Source organism: Streptococcus sp. FSL R7-0212 (assembly GCF_038007985.1).
Taxonomy (GTDB): Bacteria; Bacillota; Bacilli; order Lactobacillales; family Streptococcaceae; genus Streptococcus; species Streptococcus parauberis.
Map to the genome: position 1 here is coordinate 1651085 of NZ_JBBOYF010000001.1, position 21396 is coordinate 1672480.

Genomic DNA, 21396 nt, shown 5'->3' on the forward strand with positions numbered 1-21396 from the left:
CTCTTTTCTTATTCTTCCTCGTTTGTAGGAGCGATAGTCTCTTCTACAAGCTCAGTTGATTGGTTTTCTTGCTCAGCTTCCATGCGCTCATAATCACTAGCAGATTTAATATCAATTCTGTAACCAGTTAGATGAGCTGCTAAACGAACGTTTTGTCCACGACGGCCAATCGCAAGTGATAATTTACTATCCGGAACAACGACCGTTGCACGTTTAGAATCAGCTTCATCAAACAATACCATATCAACTTCTGCTGGTGCAATAGCATTGTAAATGAATTCTGCTGGATCATCAACCCATTGGATAACATCGATGTTTTCTTCAACTGGAATTTCAGCTCCGGCTTTTTGATCAAAACGTTTTGGATGGAATTTACTAATAACTTTTTTAATGTTGCTACCACCCCGTCCAACAATAGTACCAATAGCGTCAACATTTGGGTTATGGCTACGCACCGCAACCTTAGTACGATCACCAGCCTCACGTGAGACACTCATAATTTCTACAGTTCCATCAAAAACTTCTGGAATTTCTTGTTCCATGATGCGCTTGATAAATTCTGGATGGCTCCGGCTAACAAATACATTGACGCCTTTAGGATTGTTTTCTACTTTGTAGACATAAACATCAATTCGATCATGTGATTTGAACGTTTCACCAGGAATTTGATCTTGATGGGATAACTGTGCCTCAAGCGAACCTAGGTTAACATAGATAAAGCGTTGGTCAAAACGTTCAACCGTACCCGTCATAATTTCACCTTCATGTTCTTTGTACTCATTGAAGGTTACTTCACGCATTTGACGTCGCATTTTTTCCATAATTGTTTGTTTAGCAGATTGAGCTGCAACCCGTCCAAATTCTGCTACTGACTCTTCAAAACGGATTTTGTCGCCTAATTCATAAGCTGAACTAATTGCCAAGGCATCTTTTAGACCAATTTCTAAACGGCTATCAAAAACTTCCTCAACTACTTCACGAACTGTGAAAACTTGGAAATCTCCAGTTTTTTCATTAAACTCAATAACACATGATTCAGACTGACCATAACGACGTTTGTAAGCAGATTTTAATGATTCAGTTACTGCCTCAATTATATCACTTTTATTAATGTGTTTTTCTTCTTCCAAAATGCGGAAGGCTTCTAGCATTTCTTTGCTCATAATTTTTACGTTCTGGTTAAAAATCCAGAACAAATTTCCTTTCTGAGATAAATTGCAAATCTCTCAAAAGCATAATAACAGTATACTCTTACAGCTTTACTGCTAGACGTGCTTTTGCAACAGATTGATAAGGGATTTCAACAGTCTTCTGACGATTTTTCTCCAAATAGTTAATGGTTAAAGTTTGGCCATCAAATGCCACTAAATCACCTTGAAAGACTTTGATTTTGTCGATTGCTTTATAAAGACTAACATTGATGTAAGAACCAACAGCATTGGTAATACTTTCAGCGGTTTTCAATGGTCTTTCTAAACCAGGGCTAGACACTTCTAACATGTACTGTTCAGGAAATGGATCTGGTGTTATCTGATCGAGTACTGGACTGATAATTTCAGTTAATGCCGTAGTATCTTCAACAGTAATCCCTCCATCCTTGTCAATAAGAATACTTAAAACGTAGTCGTTTCCCATTTTTTCATATTCAACATCGACCAATTCAAAAGGTGCTAGGATTTTAGGCGCTACCGCTTCTGTAACGGTTTCAATAATTGATTGATTAGCTATTGTCATGACCTCCTTTTTAATTAACTAGAACTAAAGAATATGTCCTCGTTACAAAATTTCAATACAAAAGTGGCGAGAAGTTTTCCCACCACCTTTCTGTATTAGTTACTTGTATTATACCACAAAAACAGGGTAATGCAAATGATATTGCTATTTCTGCTAAAATTTGCACATTAAATAAAAAAATGACCAAATTATCAAGGACATTTTTTATATTCTATAATTTTGTGGGTGTATAGTGGGCGAACCACTTCATAACACTGATATATCAGCAGGATAAAGGAGAGGAGGGGATTCGAACCCCCGAGCCCTGTTAAGGACTACACGCTTTCCAAGCGTGCGCACTCGGCCACTATGCGACCTCTCCATAAGGAAGTTGTCTTAACAACTTCTAAATAGTTAAAATTGTGCTTCTAGGCGGTAAATAACTTGGCCTAAACTTGAGAATTTTGCTTCATATTCGGTCATCACATTATCCGGATAATCACTTGCATGTAAATCGAGCCAAACTTGATTAAGTGTCATGCCATACTGTGACATACTAGCTAGACTATATTCAAACAAGCCACGATTATCTGTCTTAAAGTGGACTTGACCGTTTTCTGGTAAAATTTGTTGATAAGTCTTTAAAAAGTCCTTATAGGTTAAGCGACGTTTTTCATGTTTGGTTTTTGGCCATGGATCAGAAAAATTGAGATAAAGTAAATCAATCTCACCATCATCAAAGTAGTTGGTTAAACTTGAGCCATCAACCCTTAATAATTTCACATTAGAAACACCTGATTCCAATACCTTATCCAGTGCATAACTAAGGACAGAGAGTTGAATATCGATTCCAATGTAATTAATATCAGGATTTTTTTGGGCCATTCCAGTCACAAATCCACCCTTACCAGATCCTACCTCAATATGAATCGGATTATTGTTTCCGAAAACTTCTTTCCAATGTCCTTTAGACTCTTCAGGTGTCAAAATGACATAATTTGGATTGTTTTCAAGATGCTCTTCGGCACCTTTTCGTTTTCTAACTCGCATTATTTCTTTCTAAATATCTCTCTAAAACGTCGTAACGCATAAATTTCTTGGTTAACATGTTCCATATCTCGTTGATCAAAACATCTCAGGATTTGAGTCAAATAAGACAACTGGCCATACCATACAATCTTACTCATGACTTTTTCATTGTTCTTATAGCCATAATAAGATAACCATTCTGGCCAACGTGATTGTGGAATGTAATGGCTTAATAAATAAGCAACATCATACATTCTGTCAGTCAATCTAACAGAGTCCCAATCACATAAATAAATCATGCCACTAGTTGTAATAACCCAATTACTATGTTTAATGTCACCATGAACAATAGTTGCTACTTCCGCTCTAAAAGCAGGAAGGCTTTTTTTCAATTCTTTAACAATATCTTGTAGATAAGAATTTTGTTGAATTTGAAATGGTGCGTTTTGTTCAAAATCAATTAATAAATCGTAAGGGTTCTCAATTTTATAGTTTAGTTGCAAGAGTTGATTAACTAACTGCTTCGATTTATGAAGGCGACTTAAGATCTGAACAATCTGTTTGCTATTCATGTCTCCACGATTCAAAATTCTGCCATCCAACCATTCTTGAGCACTCATCATATCTCCGTTACCCAAGCGTTTTGCCCACAATAATTGAGGAGCAATTTGTTCTTTTGCTAAGGCCGGAAGGATTGGTGTGGTATTCAATTTAATAAAAACATTATCACCATTCGGATATGTTCCCTTATAAGCTTTCCCACTTTTCCCTTTTAAGGGCGTTAATGTTAGGTCCTGATCTGTTGTTGTCAAACTGTCGCCCTCCTTTTCTATTTCTAATCACTTATTCTTATTTTACTTGTTTTGACTTACTTAGTCAATTATGTTCTTTAACTTATAAGGCAAATAGAGATTGCCCATTACCCCAAAGAAGATAGTCATGATTACAGCATTTATGAAATTGCCTGTAAATCCAATCTCTATGATCAATAAAACCAAAGATAGCCCTCGTAATAATTTGAGTAAATCAGCTTTCTTTTGCTTACTATCTTCCGGATATAAAATTGATAAGTAATGATAATCAAAATGATGATATAGTGACAGCAATTGAAATAATAAAAGGTAGTCAAAAATCAACGCCAAAGCCATTGATAAATAATCATTACTAATAAATATTAGTGATAATAATGCTAAAAAGGTTAATCTAATATAGAGACCAAGATAATCTGAGCTTCGCAAAAAAGCACGCGCAAAGAGATTGAGCCAATGTGAGCCTGATTTTTTTTCAACAGTTCTTAAAAGCGGATTTAAGTAAGATCTTTCTTTTACACTGGTGGATACACCCTTGACATTTACAAAAAGGGAATAAAACTTCAGAATTTGTTGCTTTCGTCTTTTCTCACTGACAATACTAGCATCCCAATTCAAGCCACTATCGGCCATCAGCGCAGCTACTTTCCTTTTCTGGATCAACCACTTCAAACCAGCTAAGAGTACCAACATGAGAACAAAGAGCGTCAGCGATAGGCCAAGTCTTGCGAAGATGGGGAATAGCAGAGCTAAACAAACGCTTTGAATCACAGTTCCACTAACAAATGAGTGACGCCCAGCTCTGTCTATATAGGTAATCAGTTGATTTTCTTTGGCAAGCAAGAACTGACGGTCAGCCTCTTCCAAATATGTCGCCACAGAGCCAACCTGTAATAAAAAGAAGGTTAAGAAAATTAGACAAATAATAATTGGCCAGTGATTTTCAGGAAAATGGCGCAAGAGTTGGCTATATTGATATAAAACATAGCCTAATAAAAAGACTAATACAAGCACAAAATGATCATTCAGAACATAGGGGAGGTACTTACGATGAAGTTTTTGAAAGTCCTGCTTTCGTTTTTTAAACAATTCTTCCATGATTAAGCCTCTTTGGTCAAGGCTAAGTATATATCATTTAGACTAGCCTGGTTATCACCAAATGTAGTTCGTAAATCGTCCAAAGTCCCTTGGGCACGGATTTGTCCATGATGTAAAATGACAAACCGATCACACATTTTTTCTGCAGAATCGAGAACGTGTGTACTCATCAAAATTGACTTGCCTTTCTTTTTTTCCTCGTCCAAATAGGCAATTAAGTCAGCAATTGCTAACGGATCTAGGCCAAGGAATGGTTCATCTAGAATAAATAACCTAGGATCAATAATAAAAGCACAGATAATCATTACTTTTTGTTTCATTCCTTTAGAAAAATGAACGGGATACCAATCCAATTTATCCTCCAAACGATATGTTTTCAATAAAGGTTTTGCTCGATCATGTGCTTCTTTTACTGGAATGTCGTAAGCCATGGCAATTGTTTCAATGTGTTCAGCCAAGGTCAATTCTTCGTAAAGACTTGGTGTTTCGGGTATAAAGCCAATTTTCTTCCTGTAGGCTGTTTTGTCATCTATCAAGGAGATGCCATCAATGGTAATGCTACCTTTATAAGGTCTTAACAAACCAATTATTTCATTGATTGTCGTTGATTTTCCTGCACCATTCAAACCAATTAATCCTACTAATTGACCAGCATCAACGGAAAAAGAAATGTCCTTCAAAACAGGGATATTAATATAACCACCTGTCAGATTTTCAATTTTTAACATAAGTACTCTTTCTAAAGTTTTCGTCTGATACCCATTATACCAAATTCAAATCAAGAAGGTGACAGAAAGATACCTTAATCCTCTCCAAGATTAGAGATAGTAATAATCATTTTTTTAAAATATTATAAATTTTTGATTCAAATCCAAGTTTAGTCTCTTGAAAAAGGGTGAAAGCGCTAAGCAAATAATTTAGATTATTTAAAGATTTTGATATACTAATAACAGTTACATTTATTAAATTAAGAAGCGTAGGTGAATAAGATGGATAACTGTATTTTCTGTAATATTATCTCAGGTAAGATTCCTTCGTCCAAAATATACGAAGATGACCAAGTTTTGGCTTTTCTTGATATCACACAAACCACACCTGGCCATACTCTTCTGATCCCAAAAAAACATGTTCGTAACGTCCTCGATATGGACGCCGAATTAGCTAGTAAAACTTTTTCACGTTTGCCTAAGATTGCTCGCGCACTGCAAAAAGCAACCGAAGCGCCAGCTATGAACATCATCAACAACAATGAGGAAATTGCTGGTCAGTCTGTTTTTCATGCCCATATTCATTTGATTCCACGCTACGGTTCTGAAGATGGAATTGACATTACTTATACAACACATGAGCCTGACTTTGAAGCTCTCGCCGTATTAGCCCAAAAAATCCATAAGGAGATAACCGAATGAGAATCAATTCACTGATTACTTTTGGCGTCGCTGCCTACACATCCTATAAAGCTTATGAAAACCGAGACAAAATCAAGACCGGCCTCAAAGAATCAAAAGAGTCAAAAGATGCTATTCAAAAGGATGTTGATCGCATTAAAGTAAACTTGGCCGTGATTAAATCTGAAACTAGTAAAATCGAAAAAATTAATAAAGATTTATCTTATAAATTTAGAGCATTTAATCAGGAAACTGAGCCCTTAATGCAACAAATTAAAGAGCGAATGGAAAAATATCAAGAAAAACCTGAAGAAAAGTAAAAGAGATCCGAAAGGATCTCTTTATTTCTTTATTATTGTACAGGCGCAACTGGAGTTGTACCTGTACTTGGTGAAACAGGAGTTATTGGTGCAGGCGCTGATGGCACTGGAGCAACCGGCACTGTTCCTGAAGTTGTAGGTTCACTTGATGGATAAGTTTGAACTGGAGCACTACTTTCTGGTGGGATAATCGTGATATTGTTATTTGAATTATAATTACCTTGATTAGTGTTGTCTGAATAGTTTGTATAATTATCTTCTTGAATTGAAGCAGGAACATCAGTTTGCTCCTTTTCAACCTTACTTGTTCCATTTAATTCTTCGATGGTAATTGCACTTGTTTTCAACACCGTAACTTCGGCTTTACCTAATTGTTTACGAATTTGATTTTGAATTTTAAGTAAGTGGTCCTCGGTAACAATTTGATAAGATCCACCATCTGCTAAGGTAGCATCTTCACCCTTTAGCTGGAATGCCTTTACTTTTTTCAGCGCATCAGAGTATGCCAAAAGTTTCGGAATAGTAGCTGATGATATCTCAATATTCGTTTGCATGTTGTTACTTACAGCATGCAAAATTTTTCGATAAGAGCTTACACTCTCTAAAGCTAAGATTTTTTGTAATACCTTTTGAATAACGATTCGCTGACGTTTTTGTCGTCCATAATCACCTTCAGGATCATCATAACGCATCCGTGCATAAACTAAGGCTTGTTCGCCATTAATTTTATGTGTCCCTGGTGCTACTGTGGCTTTATACTCAGGCTCATTCTCCGATATTGAAATTGGAAAATCAAATTCATTCGTAACCGTTATTCCACCTACAGCATCGACTAAATCAACCAACCCTTGCATATTGATGCGGACAAAATTATCAATCTTTATATTCAATAAATCTTGAATGGTCATTATTGCCATTTGAGCACCACCTGAGGCATATGCAGCATTTAATTTTGCTTCTTCACCATCCATTTCATTTCCTTCAGGTCCAGATAATTTAATTAAAATATCTCGTTCTAAACTTGTCATGGTCGTTTTCTTAGTTTTAGGATTGATTGTCACTAAAATCATAGAATCGCTATTTCCTGCCCACTTTGATTTTCTTTCAGCCGATCCTGTATCAACACCCATAAGCAATATTGAAAAAGGTTTTGTTTGTTTAATTGCTGTACTTTTCTTTCCACTAATTGAAAAATCTTTAAAAGTTTTTGCTAGTTCATCAGTTGAAAAGTGATATGCACTTGTTGCATAAACCCCCAAGGCTACAACCGTAGTAATTAAAATGGCCGATAACATGAGGAGTATTTTTTTTCCGATTTTCATTCGTTTCCTTACTTGTCTAATAGTTTGCCCATTAAATAGACATCTGAGTATTTTCCATTGTGTAGTTTTACTGCATGTTTGCGAGTGCCTTCAATTTCAAAGCCAAACGACTGATACAATTGAACAGCAACTTCATTAGCAATTTGTACTTCCAATTCAATCTTTTTAATTGAAGGTGTTTGTTCTGCCCAATCTAGGGCAATTGCCATTAGTTCTTTTCCCAAACCTTGTCCTCGAACTGAGACATCCAAAACAATAAAAAGCTCGCTAATATGATTAGTATCAACAGTAGAGCCTGATGACATGCTGATTAAGCCAACTACTTGCTCATTGACTCTTGCTAATAAACAAATACTGTCTACTTTGTCGTTTAATTGCTCAAGTGCATAACTAAGTTTTTCTTGGCTTATTTCCAAAATAGCTTGTGTTTCAGAAATAAAGTTGGTTTCTAGACTAAGTTTTCTTAGGAGATTTTGAATTGCTGGCGCATCACTAGCTTGTGCTTCTTCAATACTAAGCTCATAAGTTGGCATCGAACATCTCCTCAGCTATCGCTTCTGATCTTTTCCCGTGAGACTTTAGAGTAACAGAGCGACCAGAATCGACTTTGTCAATAATAATTTCTAAGAAGTCATTAAGCAAGGAAGCATCAAGCAACTCTCCCCATTCAATAACTGTAACACCTTGCCCATAAATGAATTCGTCCAGATCAATTGAGTCTGGGTCGTCACCAATTCGATAAACATCCAAATGATACAAAGGAAAACGGCCTTCGTATTCTCGAACAATTGTATAGGTAGGACTTTTTATCATTTGAGCAATGTTCAACCCTTGCGCAATACCTTTTGTTAAAGTTGTTTTCCCAGAACCTAAGTCACCTGTCAGAACAATAAGATCTTCTTTTTGTAAAGCTTGTCCTAATCGTTTACCAAAGGCAATTAGTTCATTTTCATTTTTAGTATAAAACATAAAGTTATTATAGCATTAATCAAATTTTCTTCCAAGAAGAATTTGTTTAGAAATAAAAAAAGAGATGGCAAAGCATCTCCCTCGTTAATTATAAAATGGCTAAAATGACAAAGTTTAGGATGAATAGGAATGTTGCTCCCCAAAGGATTGGGTGAACTTCCTTAGCTTTTCCTTTAACAATTTTCACTAGGCAATAGAAAATAAATGCGCCAGCAATTCCGTATGAAATTGAATAACATAAAGCCATGAAGAAAGCTGCAAAGAAGGCTGGTAGCGCATCTTCGAAGTTGCTCCAGTCAACGTCTAAGAATGATGAAACCATCATTACCCCAACAATAATCAAGGCTGGTGCAGTTGCCGCAGCGGGAACAATACCGACTAAAGGCAATAGTAAAATTGAAAGTAAGAAACATACTGCAGTTGATACAGCTGTCAGACCTGTACGACCACCTTCGGCAATACCTGCTGCAGATTCAACATAAGTTGTTGTGTTTGATGTTCCAAATAATGCACCAATTGATGTTCCAATTGCATCCGCAAAAAGGGCTCGGTCCATTTTTGAACTAAATCCTGTACTGTTTTCAAGTGCTTCTTCGTCAGCTTCTGTGAATATTCCTGTACGACGTCCAGTACCAATAAAAGTACCAATTGTGTCAAAAGTATCTGACAAACTGAAAGCAAAGATTGTCATTAAGACGAGAGGTAAACGACTTGAATCTTTAAAGAGAGATCCCATGCCACCAAATGCTGCTAAGAAAGTTGTGCCAAGTTCTTTGAAAGCTTGACCAATATGATTTGCTCCAAAGTTGACTGCTGAAAGATCAACTACACCCATTGGAATACCAACAAGTGTTGTCACGATAATTCCAATTAAGATGGCTCCACGAACATTTTTGATAACTAAGACAGCCATTAAGAGCAAACCAAAAATCGCTAAAAGAACACTTGGTTCTGTAAATGTTGAAATAGCAGGTACAACGCCTCCATTTGCATTTACTGAAAATACACCATGAGCAAACGTTTTGGCAGTTGCTTTCGCAGGTTCAACGCCATTTACAGCAACAATATTTTGTGCTGATAACGAGAAATCAATAATATTTGCATTTTTGAAACCAAGGTAGGCTACAAAGACACCAATACCACCACCAATTGCATGTTGAAGGCTAAGCGGAATAGCTTTGATAATGCTTTTACGGAATTTAGTTACCGTGATAAAGATATTAAATAAACCACAGATAAATACCATACCTAGTGCTTCTTGCCAAGTAAAACCTAGACCAAAGACAACGGTATAAGTAAAAAAAGCATTTAATCCCATACCTGGAGCAAGTGCGTATGGTACATTAGCAAATAATCCCATTATCAAAGTCGAAATTGATGCAGCAATGATTGTCGCTAAGAAAACTGCCTTAGTTGGCATACCTGCAGCACCTAAAATACTAGGGTTAACAAACAGAATGTAAGACATGGCGAAGAAAGTTGTCAAACCTGCAACAATTTCAGTTGAAACAGTAGTTCCACTTTCTTTTAACTTAAAAAATTTATCCATTTTAATGGAGTCTCCTTAAAAATTATAAAACTAAATCAAAAAAGCGTCATCACTACTGATGGGCTTCGTCAATAAGTAAATTATTATCGTTTTATGAACGATGTAACTATTATACTATTTAATCGTTCAATCTTCAATAATCATTTCTTAGTTTTTATATTTTTTATCCATAAATCTTATTTTTTCCTTTATATAAGCATAATATTTGTTATAATCTAGCTATGACTAAAAAGATTATTGCAATTGATTTAGATGGTACTTTACTCCGTTATGATAGTACCATCTCCAACTACACAAAAGAAGTTATCAGTAAAGTTCAAGCAAAAGGACATCAGGTTGTTATTTCAACGGGACGACCTTATCGTATGGCTTTAGATTATTATCTTCAACTTAATTTGAAGACACCAATGATTACATTTAATGGTGCCTTAACTCATATGCCTGAACAAAAGTGGGAATATGAACATAATGTTACATTAGAAAAAAACTATTTATTAGATATTTTAAAACATAAAGACGATTTTCAAATGGATTTCATTGCTAGTGAATATCGTAAGAACTTCTATATTACCATGGAAAATCGTGATAAAATTGATCCTCAATTATTTGGTGTCGAAGAATTAACAGAGGGTATGACCTTAGAGATTCCCAAAATCACTCGTAACCCTAATGCATTATTGACACAAACTCATCATCAGGATAAATATGCTTTAGCTAAGGAAATGGAAGCTTTCTTTAAGCACGAGATTGAAGTTGATTCTTGGGGAGGCCCACTCAATATTTTAGAAGTTTCTTCTAAGAATATCAACAAAGCTTACGCACTCAATTACCTACTCCGCATATTTAATAAGGATCAAAATGATTTGATTGCCTTTGGCGATGAACATAATGATACTGAAATGCTCAGTTTTGCAGGAACAGGTTATGCTATGAAAAATGCTAGTCCAGTTCTTTTACCATATGCTGATCAACAGTTAATCTTTACTAATGAGGAAGATGGCGTTGCTAGAAAACTGGAAGAGCTTTTCTTATAAAGGCAAACGAAACCACTTTTTATTCTAATCGTGGTTTTTTGTTCGCATATTTTCGAGAAATTACAAGCGTTTTCTGAAAGCGTTATGTATTTGTATGCTTTATTTTTGAATATTTTTTGTTCAAAATCATAAGATAATATTATTTTTATCCTTAAGCTGATAATATCCTACTAAATTCTGAAAATTTTTTCATATTCTATAAAATTATTGAAAAAGGTATTGCTTTTTCATTGAAAACGTTTTAAAATAAAGACGTTCTTGAATTTCGTTTTTTTGAAAAAGAATTGCCAAAATTAATTTTGGAAGGAGATTATTCTTCTTCAAGTTAACGAAAAAAAATATTAAAGGAGGAAGAACAAGAATGGGTATCGGTATTATTATTGCCAGCCACGGTAAATTTGCTGAAGGTATTCATCAATCCGGTTCTATGATTTTTGGCGAACAAGAAAAAGTTCAAGTCGTAACTTTCATGCCAAACGAAGGACCTGATGATTTGTATGGACACTTCAACAATGCTATCCAACAGTTTGATGCTGATGATGAAATCCTTGTCCTAGCTGACCTTTGGAGTGGTTCTCCATTTAATCAAGCTAGTCGCGTTATGGGAGAAAATCCTGAACGTAAAATGGCTATCATCACAGGTCTTAACTTGCCTATGCTAATTCAAGCTTACACTGAGCGTCTTATGGATGCTGAAGCAGGCGTTGAAAAAGTTGCAGCAAACATTATTAAAGAGTCTAAGGACGGTGTTAAAGCACTTCCTGAAGAACTCAATCCAGTTGAGGTTGCTCCTACAGCAACTGCAGCTCCTGCTTTACAAGGTGCTATTCCTGAAGGAACAGTTATTGGAGATGGCAAACTTAAAATTAACCTTGCTCGTATCGACACTCGTCTTTTACACGGACAAGTTGCAACAGCATGGACACCTGCTTCAAAAGCTAACCGGATCATCGTTGCTTCTGACACAGTTGCTAAAGATGACTTGCGTAAACAATTGATTAAACAAGCTGCTCCTGGTGGAGTTAAAGCAAACGTTGTTCCAGTTAGCAAATTAGTTGAAGTTTCTAAGGATCCTCGCTTTGGTAATACACAAGCTCTTATCCTTTTTGAAACTGTTCAAGATGCACTTCGTGCTGTTGAAGGTGGTGTTCAAATTGAAGAACTTAATGTTGGTTCAATGGCTCACTCAACTGGTAAAACAATGGTAAACAACGTATTATCTATGGATAAAGATGATGTTGCTGCCTTTGAAAAACTCCAACAATTAGGAGTTGCTTTTGATGTTCGTAAAGTTCCAAATGATTCTAAAAAGAACTTATTTGAACTGATCAAAAAAGCTCACATTCAATAAGAACTTTCCTTTAGTTTAAGATTAAAAGGAAGCGTTTAATACTCAAATTTATCGAAATTTAAATGCTTAGATTTCGTTAGATACACTTCGAAAGGATAAGAAAATGTCAGATATTTCAATTATTTCTGCTATCTTGGTCGTTGTGATTGCCTTCTTCGCAGGTATGGAAGGTATCCTTGACCAATTTCAATTCCATCAACCACTTGTAGCTTGTACGCTTATCGGTCTTGTAACTGGTAACTTAGAAGCAGGTGTCATGCTTGGTGGATTTTTACAAATGATCGCTCTTGGTTGGGCAAACATTGGTGCTGCAGTTGCACCTGATGCTGCTTTAGCTTCAGTAGCTGCTGCTATCATCATGGTTAAAGGTGGTAACTTCACTTCTCAAGGTGTTGCAGTTGCAACAGCAACAGCTATTCCTTTGGCAGTTGCAGGTTTATTCCTTACTATGATTGTTCGTACACTTTCAGTAGCCTTAGCACATACAGCTGATAATGCTGCTAAAGATGGTAATATTGCTGGTGTTGAACGCGCTCACTTCATCGCATTGATGATGCAAGGTCTTCGTATTGCTATTCCAGCTGCACTTCTTATTGCTATCCCAGCTAGCGCTGTTAAAGATGCTTTAGGAATGATGCCTGACTGGTTAAACGGCGGTATGGCTGTTGGTGGTGGTATGGTTGTTGCCGTAGGTTATGCTATGGTTATCAACATGATGGCTACTCGTGAAGTTTGGCCATTCTTCGCTCTAGGTTTTGCTTTCGCAGCCTTAAGCGACTTAACACTTATCGCACTTGGTGTAATCGGTGTATCTATGGCCTTAATCTACCTCAACCTTTCAAAACAAGGTGGTAACGGTGGATCAGGTAACGGTGGATCAAACGATCCTATCGGCGATATCCTAGAAGACTACTAGAAAGGGGCCTAACATGACTGAACAAATTAAATTATCAAAAGCTGATCGCCAAAAAGTTTGGTGGCGTTCACAATTCTTGCAAGGTTCATGGAACTATGAACGTATGCAAAACTTGGGTTGGGCTTATTCTCTTATTCCAGCAATCAAGAAATTATACACAACTAAAGAAGATCAAGCGGCTGCGCTTACTCGCCACTTAGAATTCTTCAATACTCACCCTTATGTAGCTGCACCTATTATGGGTGTTACCCTAGCTCTTGAAGAAGAAAGAGCTAATGGTACTGATATCGATGATGCTGCTATTCAAGGGGTTAAAATCGGTATGATGGGACCTTTGGCCGGTATCGGTGATCCAGTATTCTGGTTTACAGTTCGTCCAATCTTGGGAGCTCTCGGTGCGTCATTAGCACAATCTGGTAACATCATGGGACCAATCATTTTCTTCCTTGGATGGAACATCATCCGTATGGCCTTCTTATGGTATACACAAGAATTTGGTTATAAAGCGGGTTCTGAAATCACTAAAGACATGTCTGGTGGTATCTTACAAGACATCACTAAAGGTGCATCAATCCTTGGTATGTTCATCCTTGCAGTATTGGTTGAACGTTGGGTATCAATCAAATTTACTGTAGATCTTCCTTCAAAACTTTTATCAAAAGGTGCTTATGTTGAATTCCCTAAAGGAAACATCAACGGTGCTGAATTAAAAGGTATTTTAGGACAAGCTATTGGTGGTATGAGCCTTGATAAATATCAAGCACAATCTCTTCAAGGACAACTTGATTCACTTATCCCTGGATTAATGGGTCTTGCACTTACATTCTTATGTATGTGGTTACTTAAGAAAAAAGTGTCTCCAATTACAATCATTATCGCTTTGTTTGTCGTTGGTATCCTTGCTCGTCTATTCGGTATCATGTAATAGACTTAAACCTGGGATTAAATCCCAGGTTTTTTTTGATAGGTTATATGATTACTCTTCATATGCTATAATATTTTTAACTCAATGAAGGGAGATTCACTTTGGCAAAATCAATGAATACTACGGTTGACTTCCAAACGAAGGCTACTTCTTACTTAGGTATGGGGGGCAAAGTTGGAAAAATTTTAGTTGGTGATAATGCATTTGAATTTTATAACGACAGAAATGTTGACGATTATATTCAAATTCCATGGTCATCGATCAATCAAATCGGTGCCAACGTTTCGGGTAAAAAAGTAAGTCGCCATTTTGAGATTTTCACCGATCAAGGAAAATTCTTGTTCGCTTCCAAAGATTCTGGAAAAATTTTAAAAATTGCTCGAGGTTATATTGGCAATGATAAAGTGATAAAACTTCCTACTCTGATTCAAATGATGATTCAAAAATGGTTTAAACGTAAATAAAAAACTGTTAGATTTTCTAACAGTTTTTTATAATTCCGTAAATGGGAATTTATCATCAATCCAATGACTAATTCGAGCCACTTGAAAAATTTTAAAGACTTTAAGTCGAATTTTTTCAACTATAAATGCTATCAGATAAATTATGATACTAACTCCTAATATCAAAAATGGATAGACCAGAATTGGTGCTTTAACAAATGGTTCGGCAAAATCTCGAATAACAAAGCGAACAAGTAAAGGATGAAGGTGAGCTAAATAAACACCTAATGTCGTTGGTGAGACAATTGCAATAAACTTTAGGAGAGCTTTATTATTTGGCATTTTCATTTTAGCAAAAATGATAAATAATGAAATGGCTCCCATACTAAGACTTGGTGAGACATACCAGTACCAAATGTTACCTACAATAAATTTCATACTGTAAGTAATCAACATACAGATAGTATAAATTGTTAATAATTTTTTTGTACTATATTTTTTTAAATCAATTCGATGTAAATACGCCCCAACGATATAGAGAATTATTAACCATGTCATTTCAAAACCTTTACTCAGTGAGAACTCATTAACACGATTATTCATTAGAGCTGGTAAGAATGAAAAGAATATGCCCATAAGTACAACAAGATTTCTTAATTGTACATCCGACATCGACTTAAGTCCACCGTTGATGACAGGCATAAAGATTAATAAGCCAAAATAAGCAGTCATGTACCAATATTCGCCACTGACTATTGGAAAAAATGTGTGCCGCCAATCATTTAAGGTCACATGGTAACCAAAAAGGGCAAAAACAGTGGTAATGGTGAAAGTATAAAAGAATACTTGTAACCAAATATTTAATAATTTTGAATATTTATATGTTGAGCAAGCTCCAACATAACCAGAAATTAAGGCATAACAATTTACTGCTCCATAAACTAATACTTGAATCACCCAAGTAACAACGAAATAAGAATCAGACTCACCGGCACCAGCAACTGAAGACCTTAAGCCACCCTTACCTAGAACATGGGTAATAACAATCATAAACATAGAAATAATACGGAGTAAATCAAGCCCATAGTGGTGCTCTCTTTTTCGTTTTTTTATCAATTCTGTCATGAAATAAGTTTATCATAAGTCTTATATTTATGCTATTTTCAACTATTCAGAGACAATTTTAGGGAAAGAGTTTACTTTTTTTCTTTTTTTGATATAATGATTTTATCGGATAAGTAATATTTACTAAGCTTTCAGGAAGTCTGTGGTCGCTGTGAACAGATAGATTAGCAATATGAAATTCTACCGACACATATAATCAGATATTAATTAAGTGCACAGATTGTGAAGCTGGATGGAACCGCGCAAAAGCGCTCCAGCGATAACATAATCTGTGCTTTTTATTTTATATACTAAAGGAGTAAAACTATGTTAGATTTAAAACGTATTCGTACCGATTTTGATCAAGTCGCACAAAAACTAAAAGTTCGTGGTGTCAAAGAAGATGTTCTTGCTAATCTTAAGGAACTTGATGAAAAGCGTCGTCATTTATTAATTAAATCAGAAGAATTAAAAGCAGAACGTAATATTGCTTCAGCTGCAATTGCTCAAGCTAAACGTCAAAAAGAAGATACTAATCAACAAATTAAAGATATGCAAAAAGTTTCTGCAGATATAAAAGCAATTGATACTGAATTAGCAGAAATTGATGAAAAAGTTACTGAAATCATCACAGTTTTACCTAATACACCTCATGACTCAGTTCCAGTTGGTGCTGACGAAGACGAAAACGTGGAAGTACGTCGTTGGGGTACTCCACCCGAATTTGGTTTTGAAGCTAAACCTCATTGGGAAATTGGAGAAAACCTCGATATCCTTGACTGGGAACGTGGAGCTAAAGTAACCGGAGCCCGCTTCTTATTCTACAAAAACTTAGGCGCCCGTTTAGAACGTGCCATCTATAACTTTATGTTAGATGAACATGGAAAAGAAGGCTACCAAGAAATTATTACACCTTACATGGTCAACCATGACTCAATGTTCGGTACAGGACAATATCCTAAATTTAAAGAAGATACATTTGAATTAAAAGATACAAACTTTGTTCTCATCCCAACTGCTGAGGTACCATTGACCAACTACTACCGTGGAGAAATTTTGGAAGGCAAAGAACTACCAATATACTTCACAGCAATGAGTCCATCATTCCGTTCTGAAGCCGGTTCTGCAGGACGTGACACACGTGGTTTGATTCGTCTGCACCAATTTCATAAAGTAGAAATGGTAAAATTTGCTAAACCAGAAGAATCTTATGAAGAATTGGAAAAAATGACAGCTAATGCTGAAAACATACTTCAAAAACTTAATCTTCCATACCGTGTTATTACACTCTGTACAGGAGATATGGGCTTCTCAGCAGCTAAAACTTATGATATAGAAGTTTGGATTCCAGCTCAAAACACCTACCGTGAAATTTCAAGTTGTTCAAACACTGAAGATTTCCAAGCGCGACGCGCTCAAATCCGCTACCGCGACGAAGCTGATGGCAAGGTTAAACTCTTGCATACCTTGAACGGATCAGGTTTGGCCGTAGGGCGCACCGTAGCAGCAATCCTTGAAAACTACCAAAACGAGGATGGATCTGTAACAATTCCCGAAGTACTACGCCCATATATGGGTGGGGCTGAAGTTATTGCACCAAAATAAAATAAACAAAAAAGACAAAGCCTTAGCTTTGTCTTTTTTGTTTTAATGGTTGTTTTGTATTAATTAGTATAATCTCCACCAGGTACACCATAGTACTCTTCTAAGGTTTTGCCAGATTTAGCGATGTCAGCTGCTTCTTTACCAACATAACGAATATGCCAGCTCTCTGCCTGATAACCCGTAGAGGACTCCTTACTAGGCAAATAACGCAAAATGAAACCATAATCAGGCGCATGTTCCAAAAGCCACTGAGATGCTTGTGGTTCTTCTAATAAATTTCCCTGACCATCAAGGATATCAAAAGCCAAACCGGATTGATGCTCACTGTAGCCAGGTCTTGCAGAATAGCGATCTGCTTGAGCTTGTCCGTCCCGATTGACATAATTTTGATAGAGTTCTGTCTGTGTATCATAGGACCTGAACCCACTATATTGCTCACTAACTGAAAAACCTTGATTTCTCATCGCAGCTAAAACTTGTAAGAAAGCTTCCTTAGCTTGAGGGTCCTCCCCAGGATTATAGTTCTTATCTAATGGGTGTTGTTTATTAACAATAATTACTGGTCCATATTTTCCTTCTACACTATAATAAGAACCGTTGTTTGTAACCTTAGCAGACTTACTGTTTTTGCTAGCCACTTTCATTTTCGACTGTGAAGATTCTGTAATTTTTTCAGAATCTTTCGTTTTACCTTGTGATTGGTTCTGTTGACATGCTGCTAAAGTGAACAAAAGAGGAATTAAGAGTAAGTAAGAATATTTTTTCAAGCAAGGACCTCCTAGTCATCAAAAAAATCCTTATAAAAAGGATTTTAAAATAGTCTAAATTTATGATAACGTTTTTCCACCAATTGGTCTAGTGTCAATTTTTTTAATTCTGTAAATTCTTTGATCAACTGGTCACGTAAGTTATCAATTATTTCAGATGAAAAATAGCCTCGTTCAGCTATAATATGATCAATCACCCCCATCTGCAATAACTCCCGAGATGTAATTTTCATTAACTGAGCCGCTTCGCTGGCGCGCGAGCCATCCTTCCAAAGAATAGAAGCAAAACCTTCCGGACTCAAAACTGCATAAATGGTGTTTTCAAGCATCCAAACCTTATCAGCGACAGCTAAGGCCAATGCTCCTCCAGAACCTCCCTCACCGATGATTACAGCAATGATTGGAACTTTTAGGTCGCTCATTTCTAAGAGATTACGGGCAATAGCTTCTCCCTGCCCACGTTCCTCAGCACCAATCCCTGGAAAAGCACCCGCTGTATTAATTAAAGTGACAATTGGTCGCCCAAACTTTTCAGCCTGTTTCATTAATCGCAAAGCTTTACGATAGCCTTCAGGATGAGGCTGACCGAAATTGCGGTGGAGATTATCATGAAGGTTTTTACCTTTTTGAATCCCAATAATAGTAACAGGAGCCTGACCAAGGTGTCCAATTCCTCCAATGATAGCACCATCATCCGCAAACTGCCGATCACCATGTAATTCCATAAAATCTGGACAAAGCACTTTAGCATAGTCTAAAGCAGTCAAACGACTCTGATCACGGGCTTCTTTTAAAACTCTAGCTGTATCTGTCATTTGCTACCTCCATGTAAGTCAAGTAATTTGTCAATCGTTCGTCGTAAATCAGTTCGTTTCACAATAGCATCGACAAAGCCGTGACTTAAGAGAAATTCGGCTTTTTGGAAATCCTCCGGTAAATCCTGTCTGACGGTTGTCTCAATCACACGACGTCCCGCAAAACCAACCATGGACTGAGGCTCCGCTAAGATAATATCACCTTGCATGGCAAAACTGGCGGTCACCCCACCAGTTGTTGGGTCTGTCAGAATGGTCAAGTAAAAAAGCCCTGCTTTCGAATGCTTTTTAATGACTGCCGAGATTTTCGCCATTTGCATTAAGCTAAAGATTCCTTCTTGCATACGAGCACCACCAGAGGCAGTGAATATCACCAGTGGAAGAGATTCTTCAATCGCTAACTCAATTAATCTAGTTAATTTTTCACCAACAACCGTCCCCATACTAGCCATAATAAAATGACTATCCATAATTGCTAGGGCCACGTTATTTCCTTTAATTGATGCTTTACCAGTGAGAACAGCTTCATGTAAACCAGTCTTTTGTCTTGCTTGACTAATTTTCTTCTGATAATCAGGAAAATTCAAAGGGTCTTTGGTCTCAATATCATTAAACAACTCACTAAACGAGTCCTTATCAACAACCATTTCTAATCGTTCTTGAGCAGAAACCCTAAAATTATAAGAACATCGAGGACAAATTTTAGTCAATCCTAAATCTTTTTGGTAAATCAGATGTTTACAAGACGGACATTTAGCAAAGAGTTCATCAGGTACTTCTGGGACAAGATTACTAGTAGCACTGGACGCAGAATGATTAGGAGTGATACGAATATATTTGTCTTTTTTTCTAAATAATGACATATCTACTCCTATTCTTTATTATAGTTTGGTAAAAATGTTTCCATCAAAAATGACGTGTCATAATCTCCAGCAATAACTTGTTTATCAGCAATAAGATCCAATTGGAAATTAATATTGGTCGAAACACCTTCAATCTCCATCTCATAGAGAGCTCTTTGCATTTTCATCAAGGCGTCAAAACGATTCTCACCATGAACAATAACCTTAGCAATCATACTATCATAGTAAGGCGGGATGGTGTAACCCGGATAAACAGCTGAATCAACCCTTAGTCCAACCCCACCACTTGGCAAATATAAATCACTAATCCGCCCAGGACTTGGTGCAAAATTAAAGTCTGGATTTTCAGCATTAATCCGACACTCAATAGCATGCCCACGAAACTGAATATCTTCTTGTTTTAGCTCCAATGGGATGCCCGCAGCAATTTTGATTTGTTCTTTTACCAAATCAACACCAGTCACAAATTCAGTCACTGGGTGTTCCACTTGTATTCGAGTATTCATTTCCATAAAGTAAAACTGTCCACTAGCTTCGTCCAGTAAGAATTCAATGGTTCCCGCATTTTCATAACCAACAGCTTTGGCAGCACGCACCGCCGCATCACCCATTTCCTGTCTTAAGCTTCTCCCAATAGCAATTGACGGACTTTCTTCAAGCACCTTTTGATTATTTCTTTGCAATGAGCAATCACGTTCACCCAAATGAATAACATGACCAAAAGCATCACCTAAAATTTGTACTTCAATGTGTCTTGCTGGGTAGATAACTTTTTCCATATACATAGCACCATTACCAAAAGCACTGATTGCTTCTTGGGATGCAGAATTGAAGGCAGCAACTAAGTCAACTTCTTGTTCAACCTTACGAATGCCTTTACCACCGCCACCAGCTGATGCTTTAAGCATCAGTGGAAATCCAATTGAGGCTGCTAACTTTCTTGCTTCTTCAACTGTGTGAATTTGGCCATCTGAACCAGGAATGACAGGTACACTTGCCTTAATCATTTCAGCACGCGCATTAATTTTATCACCCATTTTATCCATAATGGATGCAGAAGGTCCAATAAACTTAATTTGCATTTCTTCACACATTGTTGCAAATTTTGAATTTTCACTCAAAAAACCAAAACCAGGATGTATGGCTTGTGCTCCAGTAATTATCGCTGCAGACAGCACAGCACTCATGTTTAAATAAGATTCAGTTGATTTGGCCGGTCCGATACAAATGGCTTCATCCGCCAAAACCGTATGAAGGGCATCCTTATCTGCCTCAGAGTAGACAGCTACTGTGGAAATTCCAAGTTCTCTAGCCGCTCGGATAATACGCACAGCGATTTCACCGCGATTAGCAATTAAGATTTTTTTAAACATAAC

23 protein-coding genes and 1 tRNA gene are annotated in these 21396 nt (G+C 36.7%); 8 read left to right on the top strand and 16 right to left on the bottom strand.

Annotated elements, in window-relative coordinates:
* Positions 1 to 8 precede the first annotated feature (8 nt).
* From nusA to MKY69_RS08385, 7 genes are all read right to left on the bottom strand, one after another.
* On the bottom strand, positions 9 to 1163 hold the full coding sequence (nusA, locus tag MKY69_RS08355; RefSeq protein ID WP_037621358.1) for a transcription termination factor NusA: 1155 nt from the start codon (positions 1161 to 1163) through the stop codon (positions 9 to 11).
* Between the two features lie 88 nt (positions 1164 to 1251).
* The gene (rimP, locus tag MKY69_RS08360) at positions 1252 to 1734 is read right to left on the bottom strand and encodes a ribosome maturation factor RimP (RefSeq protein WP_003102760.1); all 483 of its coding nucleotides are present in this window, start codon (positions 1732 to 1734) and stop codon (positions 1252 to 1254) included.
* A 274-nt stretch (positions 1735 to 2008) separates the two neighbouring features.
* Positions 2009 to 2095: transfer RNA gene (locus MKY69_RS08365), tRNA-Ser, on the bottom strand.
* Positions 2096 to 2127: 32 nt separating this feature from the next.
* Entirely contained in the window at positions 2128 to 2763 is a 636-nt protein-coding gene (gene trmB / locus MKY69_RS08370) for a tRNA (guanosine(46)-N7)-methyltransferase TrmB (RefSeq protein WP_003107546.1), read from the bottom strand.
* A complete protein-coding gene (gene ccrZ, locus MKY69_RS08375; RefSeq protein WP_003107547.1) occupies positions 2763 to 3554 on the bottom strand; it encodes a cell cycle regulator CcrZ in 792 nt (263 codons plus the stop codon). The genes trmB and ccrZ overlap by 1 nt, the downstream gene beginning before the upstream one ends.
* Positions 3555 to 3614: 60 nt before the next feature.
* The gene (locus tag MKY69_RS08380; RefSeq protein WP_340791430.1) at positions 3615 to 4649 is read right to left on the bottom strand and encodes an ABC transporter permease; all 1035 of its coding nucleotides are present in this window, start codon (positions 4647 to 4649) and stop codon (positions 3615 to 3617) included.
* Positions 4650 to 4651: 2 nt separating this feature from the next.
* On the bottom strand, positions 4652 to 5377 hold the full coding sequence (locus MKY69_RS08385) for an ABC transporter ATP-binding protein (RefSeq protein WP_003107549.1): 726 nt from the start codon (positions 5375 to 5377) through the stop codon (positions 4652 to 4654).
* Positions 5378 to 5638: 261 nt separating this feature from the next.
* Between MKY69_RS08385 and MKY69_RS08390 the strand changes: the two genes are divergently transcribed.
* Together MKY69_RS08390 and MKY69_RS08395 are read left to right on the top strand one after the other, a co-directional pair.
* Positions 5639 to 6058: an HIT family protein gene (locus tag MKY69_RS08390; RefSeq protein WP_003103589.1), complete on the top strand. Its 420-nt coding sequence runs from the start codon at positions 5639 to 5641 to the stop codon at positions 6056 to 6058.
* Complete coding sequence (locus tag MKY69_RS08395) at positions 6055 to 6357, top strand: hypothetical protein (RefSeq protein ID WP_003104696.1); 303 nt, start codon at positions 6055 to 6057, stop codon at positions 6355 to 6357. Before MKY69_RS08390 ends, MKY69_RS08395 begins: the two co-directional genes overlap by 4 nt.
* A 32-nt stretch (positions 6358 to 6389) precedes the next feature.
* Here MKY69_RS08395 and lytR read toward each other — a convergent pair whose 3' ends face one another.
* The 4 genes from lytR to MKY69_RS08415 all read right to left on the bottom strand — a co-directional run bounded on the left by lytR (position 6390) and on the right by MKY69_RS08415 (position 10197).
* Complete coding sequence (gene lytR, locus MKY69_RS08400; protein ID WP_340791433.1) at positions 6390 to 7679, bottom strand: glycopolymer--peptidoglycan transferase LytR; 1290 nt, start codon at positions 7677 to 7679, stop codon at positions 6390 to 6392.
* Positions 7680 to 7687: 8 nt separating this feature from the next.
* Entirely contained in the window at positions 7688 to 8212 is a 525-nt protein-coding gene (locus MKY69_RS08405) for a GNAT family N-acetyltransferase (protein ID WP_003102412.1), read from the bottom strand.
* Positions 8199 to 8648 (bottom strand): tRNA (adenosine(37)-N6)-threonylcarbamoyltransferase complex ATPase subunit type 1 TsaE, encoded by a 450-nt coding sequence (gene tsaE, locus MKY69_RS08410; RefSeq protein WP_003103132.1) that lies wholly within the window; start codon positions 8646 to 8648, stop codon positions 8199 to 8201. Before tsaE ends, MKY69_RS08405 begins: the two co-directional genes overlap by 14 nt.
* Before the next feature lie 88 nt (positions 8649 to 8736).
* Positions 8737 to 10197 (bottom strand): NCS2 family permease, encoded by a 1461-nt coding sequence (locus MKY69_RS08415; protein ID WP_003104259.1) that lies wholly within the window; start codon positions 10195 to 10197, stop codon positions 8737 to 8739.
* 221 nt (positions 10198 to 10418) lie between these two features.
* Here MKY69_RS08415 and MKY69_RS08420 point away from each other — a divergent pair, with 221 nt between their 5' ends.
* The 5 genes from MKY69_RS08420 (at position 10419) to MKY69_RS08440 (ending at position 14887) form a co-directional block, all read left to right on the top strand.
* Positions 10419 to 11231 carry a Cof-type HAD-IIB family hydrolase gene (locus MKY69_RS08420; protein ID WP_003103714.1) on the top strand — a complete coding sequence of 271 codons (813 nt, stop codon included), beginning with the start codon at positions 10419 to 10421 and terminating at the stop codon, positions 11229 to 11231.
* 361 nt (positions 11232 to 11592) lie between these two features.
* Entirely contained in the window at positions 11593 to 12582 is a 990-nt protein-coding gene (locus MKY69_RS08425) for a PTS sugar transporter subunit IIB (RefSeq protein ID WP_003107555.1), read from the top strand.
* A 103-nt stretch (positions 12583 to 12685) separates the two neighbouring features.
* A complete protein-coding gene (locus MKY69_RS08430) occupies positions 12686 to 13498 on the top strand; it encodes a mannose/fructose/sorbose family PTS transporter subunit IIC (protein ID WP_003107556.1) in 813 nt (270 codons plus the stop codon).
* A 13-nt stretch (positions 13499 to 13511) separates the two neighbouring features.
* On the top strand, positions 13512 to 14423 hold the full coding sequence (locus tag MKY69_RS08435; RefSeq protein ID WP_003107557.1) for a PTS system mannose/fructose/sorbose family transporter subunit IID: 912 nt from the start codon (positions 13512 to 13514) through the stop codon (positions 14421 to 14423).
* 101 nt (positions 14424 to 14524) lie between these two features.
* A complete protein-coding gene (locus tag MKY69_RS08440; RefSeq protein ID WP_003105332.1) occupies positions 14525 to 14887 on the top strand; it encodes a DUF956 family protein in 363 nt (120 codons plus the stop codon).
* 27 nt (positions 14888 to 14914) lie between these two features.
* On the opposite strand, the gene MKY69_RS08445 is transcribed toward MKY69_RS08440, so the two are convergent.
* Complete coding sequence (locus MKY69_RS08445; RefSeq protein WP_003102969.1) at positions 14915 to 15991, bottom strand: acyltransferase; 1077 nt, start codon at positions 15989 to 15991, stop codon at positions 14915 to 14917.
* A gap of 306 nt (positions 15992 to 16297) precedes the next feature.
* Between MKY69_RS08445 and serS the strand changes: the two genes are divergently transcribed.
* Positions 16298 to 17575, top strand: coding sequence for a serine--tRNA ligase (serS, locus tag MKY69_RS08450; protein WP_003107560.1), 1278 nt, complete (start codon positions 16298 to 16300; stop codon positions 17573 to 17575).
* 59 nt (positions 17576 to 17634) lie between these two features.
* Here serS and ldcB read toward each other — a convergent pair whose 3' ends face one another.
* Genes ldcB through MKY69_RS08470 form a run of 4 tightly spaced genes read right to left on the bottom strand, consistent with a single transcriptional unit; the run spans position 17635 to position 21393 of the window.
* Positions 17635 to 18342: an LD-carboxypeptidase LdcB/DacB gene (gene ldcB / locus MKY69_RS08455; protein WP_013793662.1), complete on the bottom strand. Its 708-nt coding sequence runs from the start codon at positions 18340 to 18342 to the stop codon at positions 17635 to 17637.
* Positions 18343 to 18386: 44 nt separating this feature from the next.
* Positions 18387 to 19157 carry an acetyl-CoA carboxylase carboxyl transferase subunit alpha gene (locus MKY69_RS08460; RefSeq protein WP_340791444.1) on the bottom strand — a complete coding sequence of 257 codons (771 nt, stop codon included), beginning with the start codon at positions 19155 to 19157 and terminating at the stop codon, positions 18387 to 18389.
* The gene (gene accD, locus MKY69_RS08465) at positions 19154 to 20020 is read right to left on the bottom strand and encodes an acetyl-CoA carboxylase, carboxyltransferase subunit beta (protein ID WP_340791446.1); all 867 of its coding nucleotides are present in this window, start codon (positions 20018 to 20020) and stop codon (positions 19154 to 19156) included. Before accD ends, MKY69_RS08460 begins: the two co-directional genes overlap by 4 nt.
* 8 nt (positions 20021 to 20028) lie before the next feature.
* Positions 20029 to 21393, bottom strand: a complete 1365-nt coding sequence (locus tag MKY69_RS08470; RefSeq protein ID WP_003105768.1) for an acetyl-CoA carboxylase biotin carboxylase subunit — start codon at positions 21391 to 21393, stop codon at positions 20029 to 20031.
* Positions 21394 to 21396: the final 3 nt, after the last annotated feature.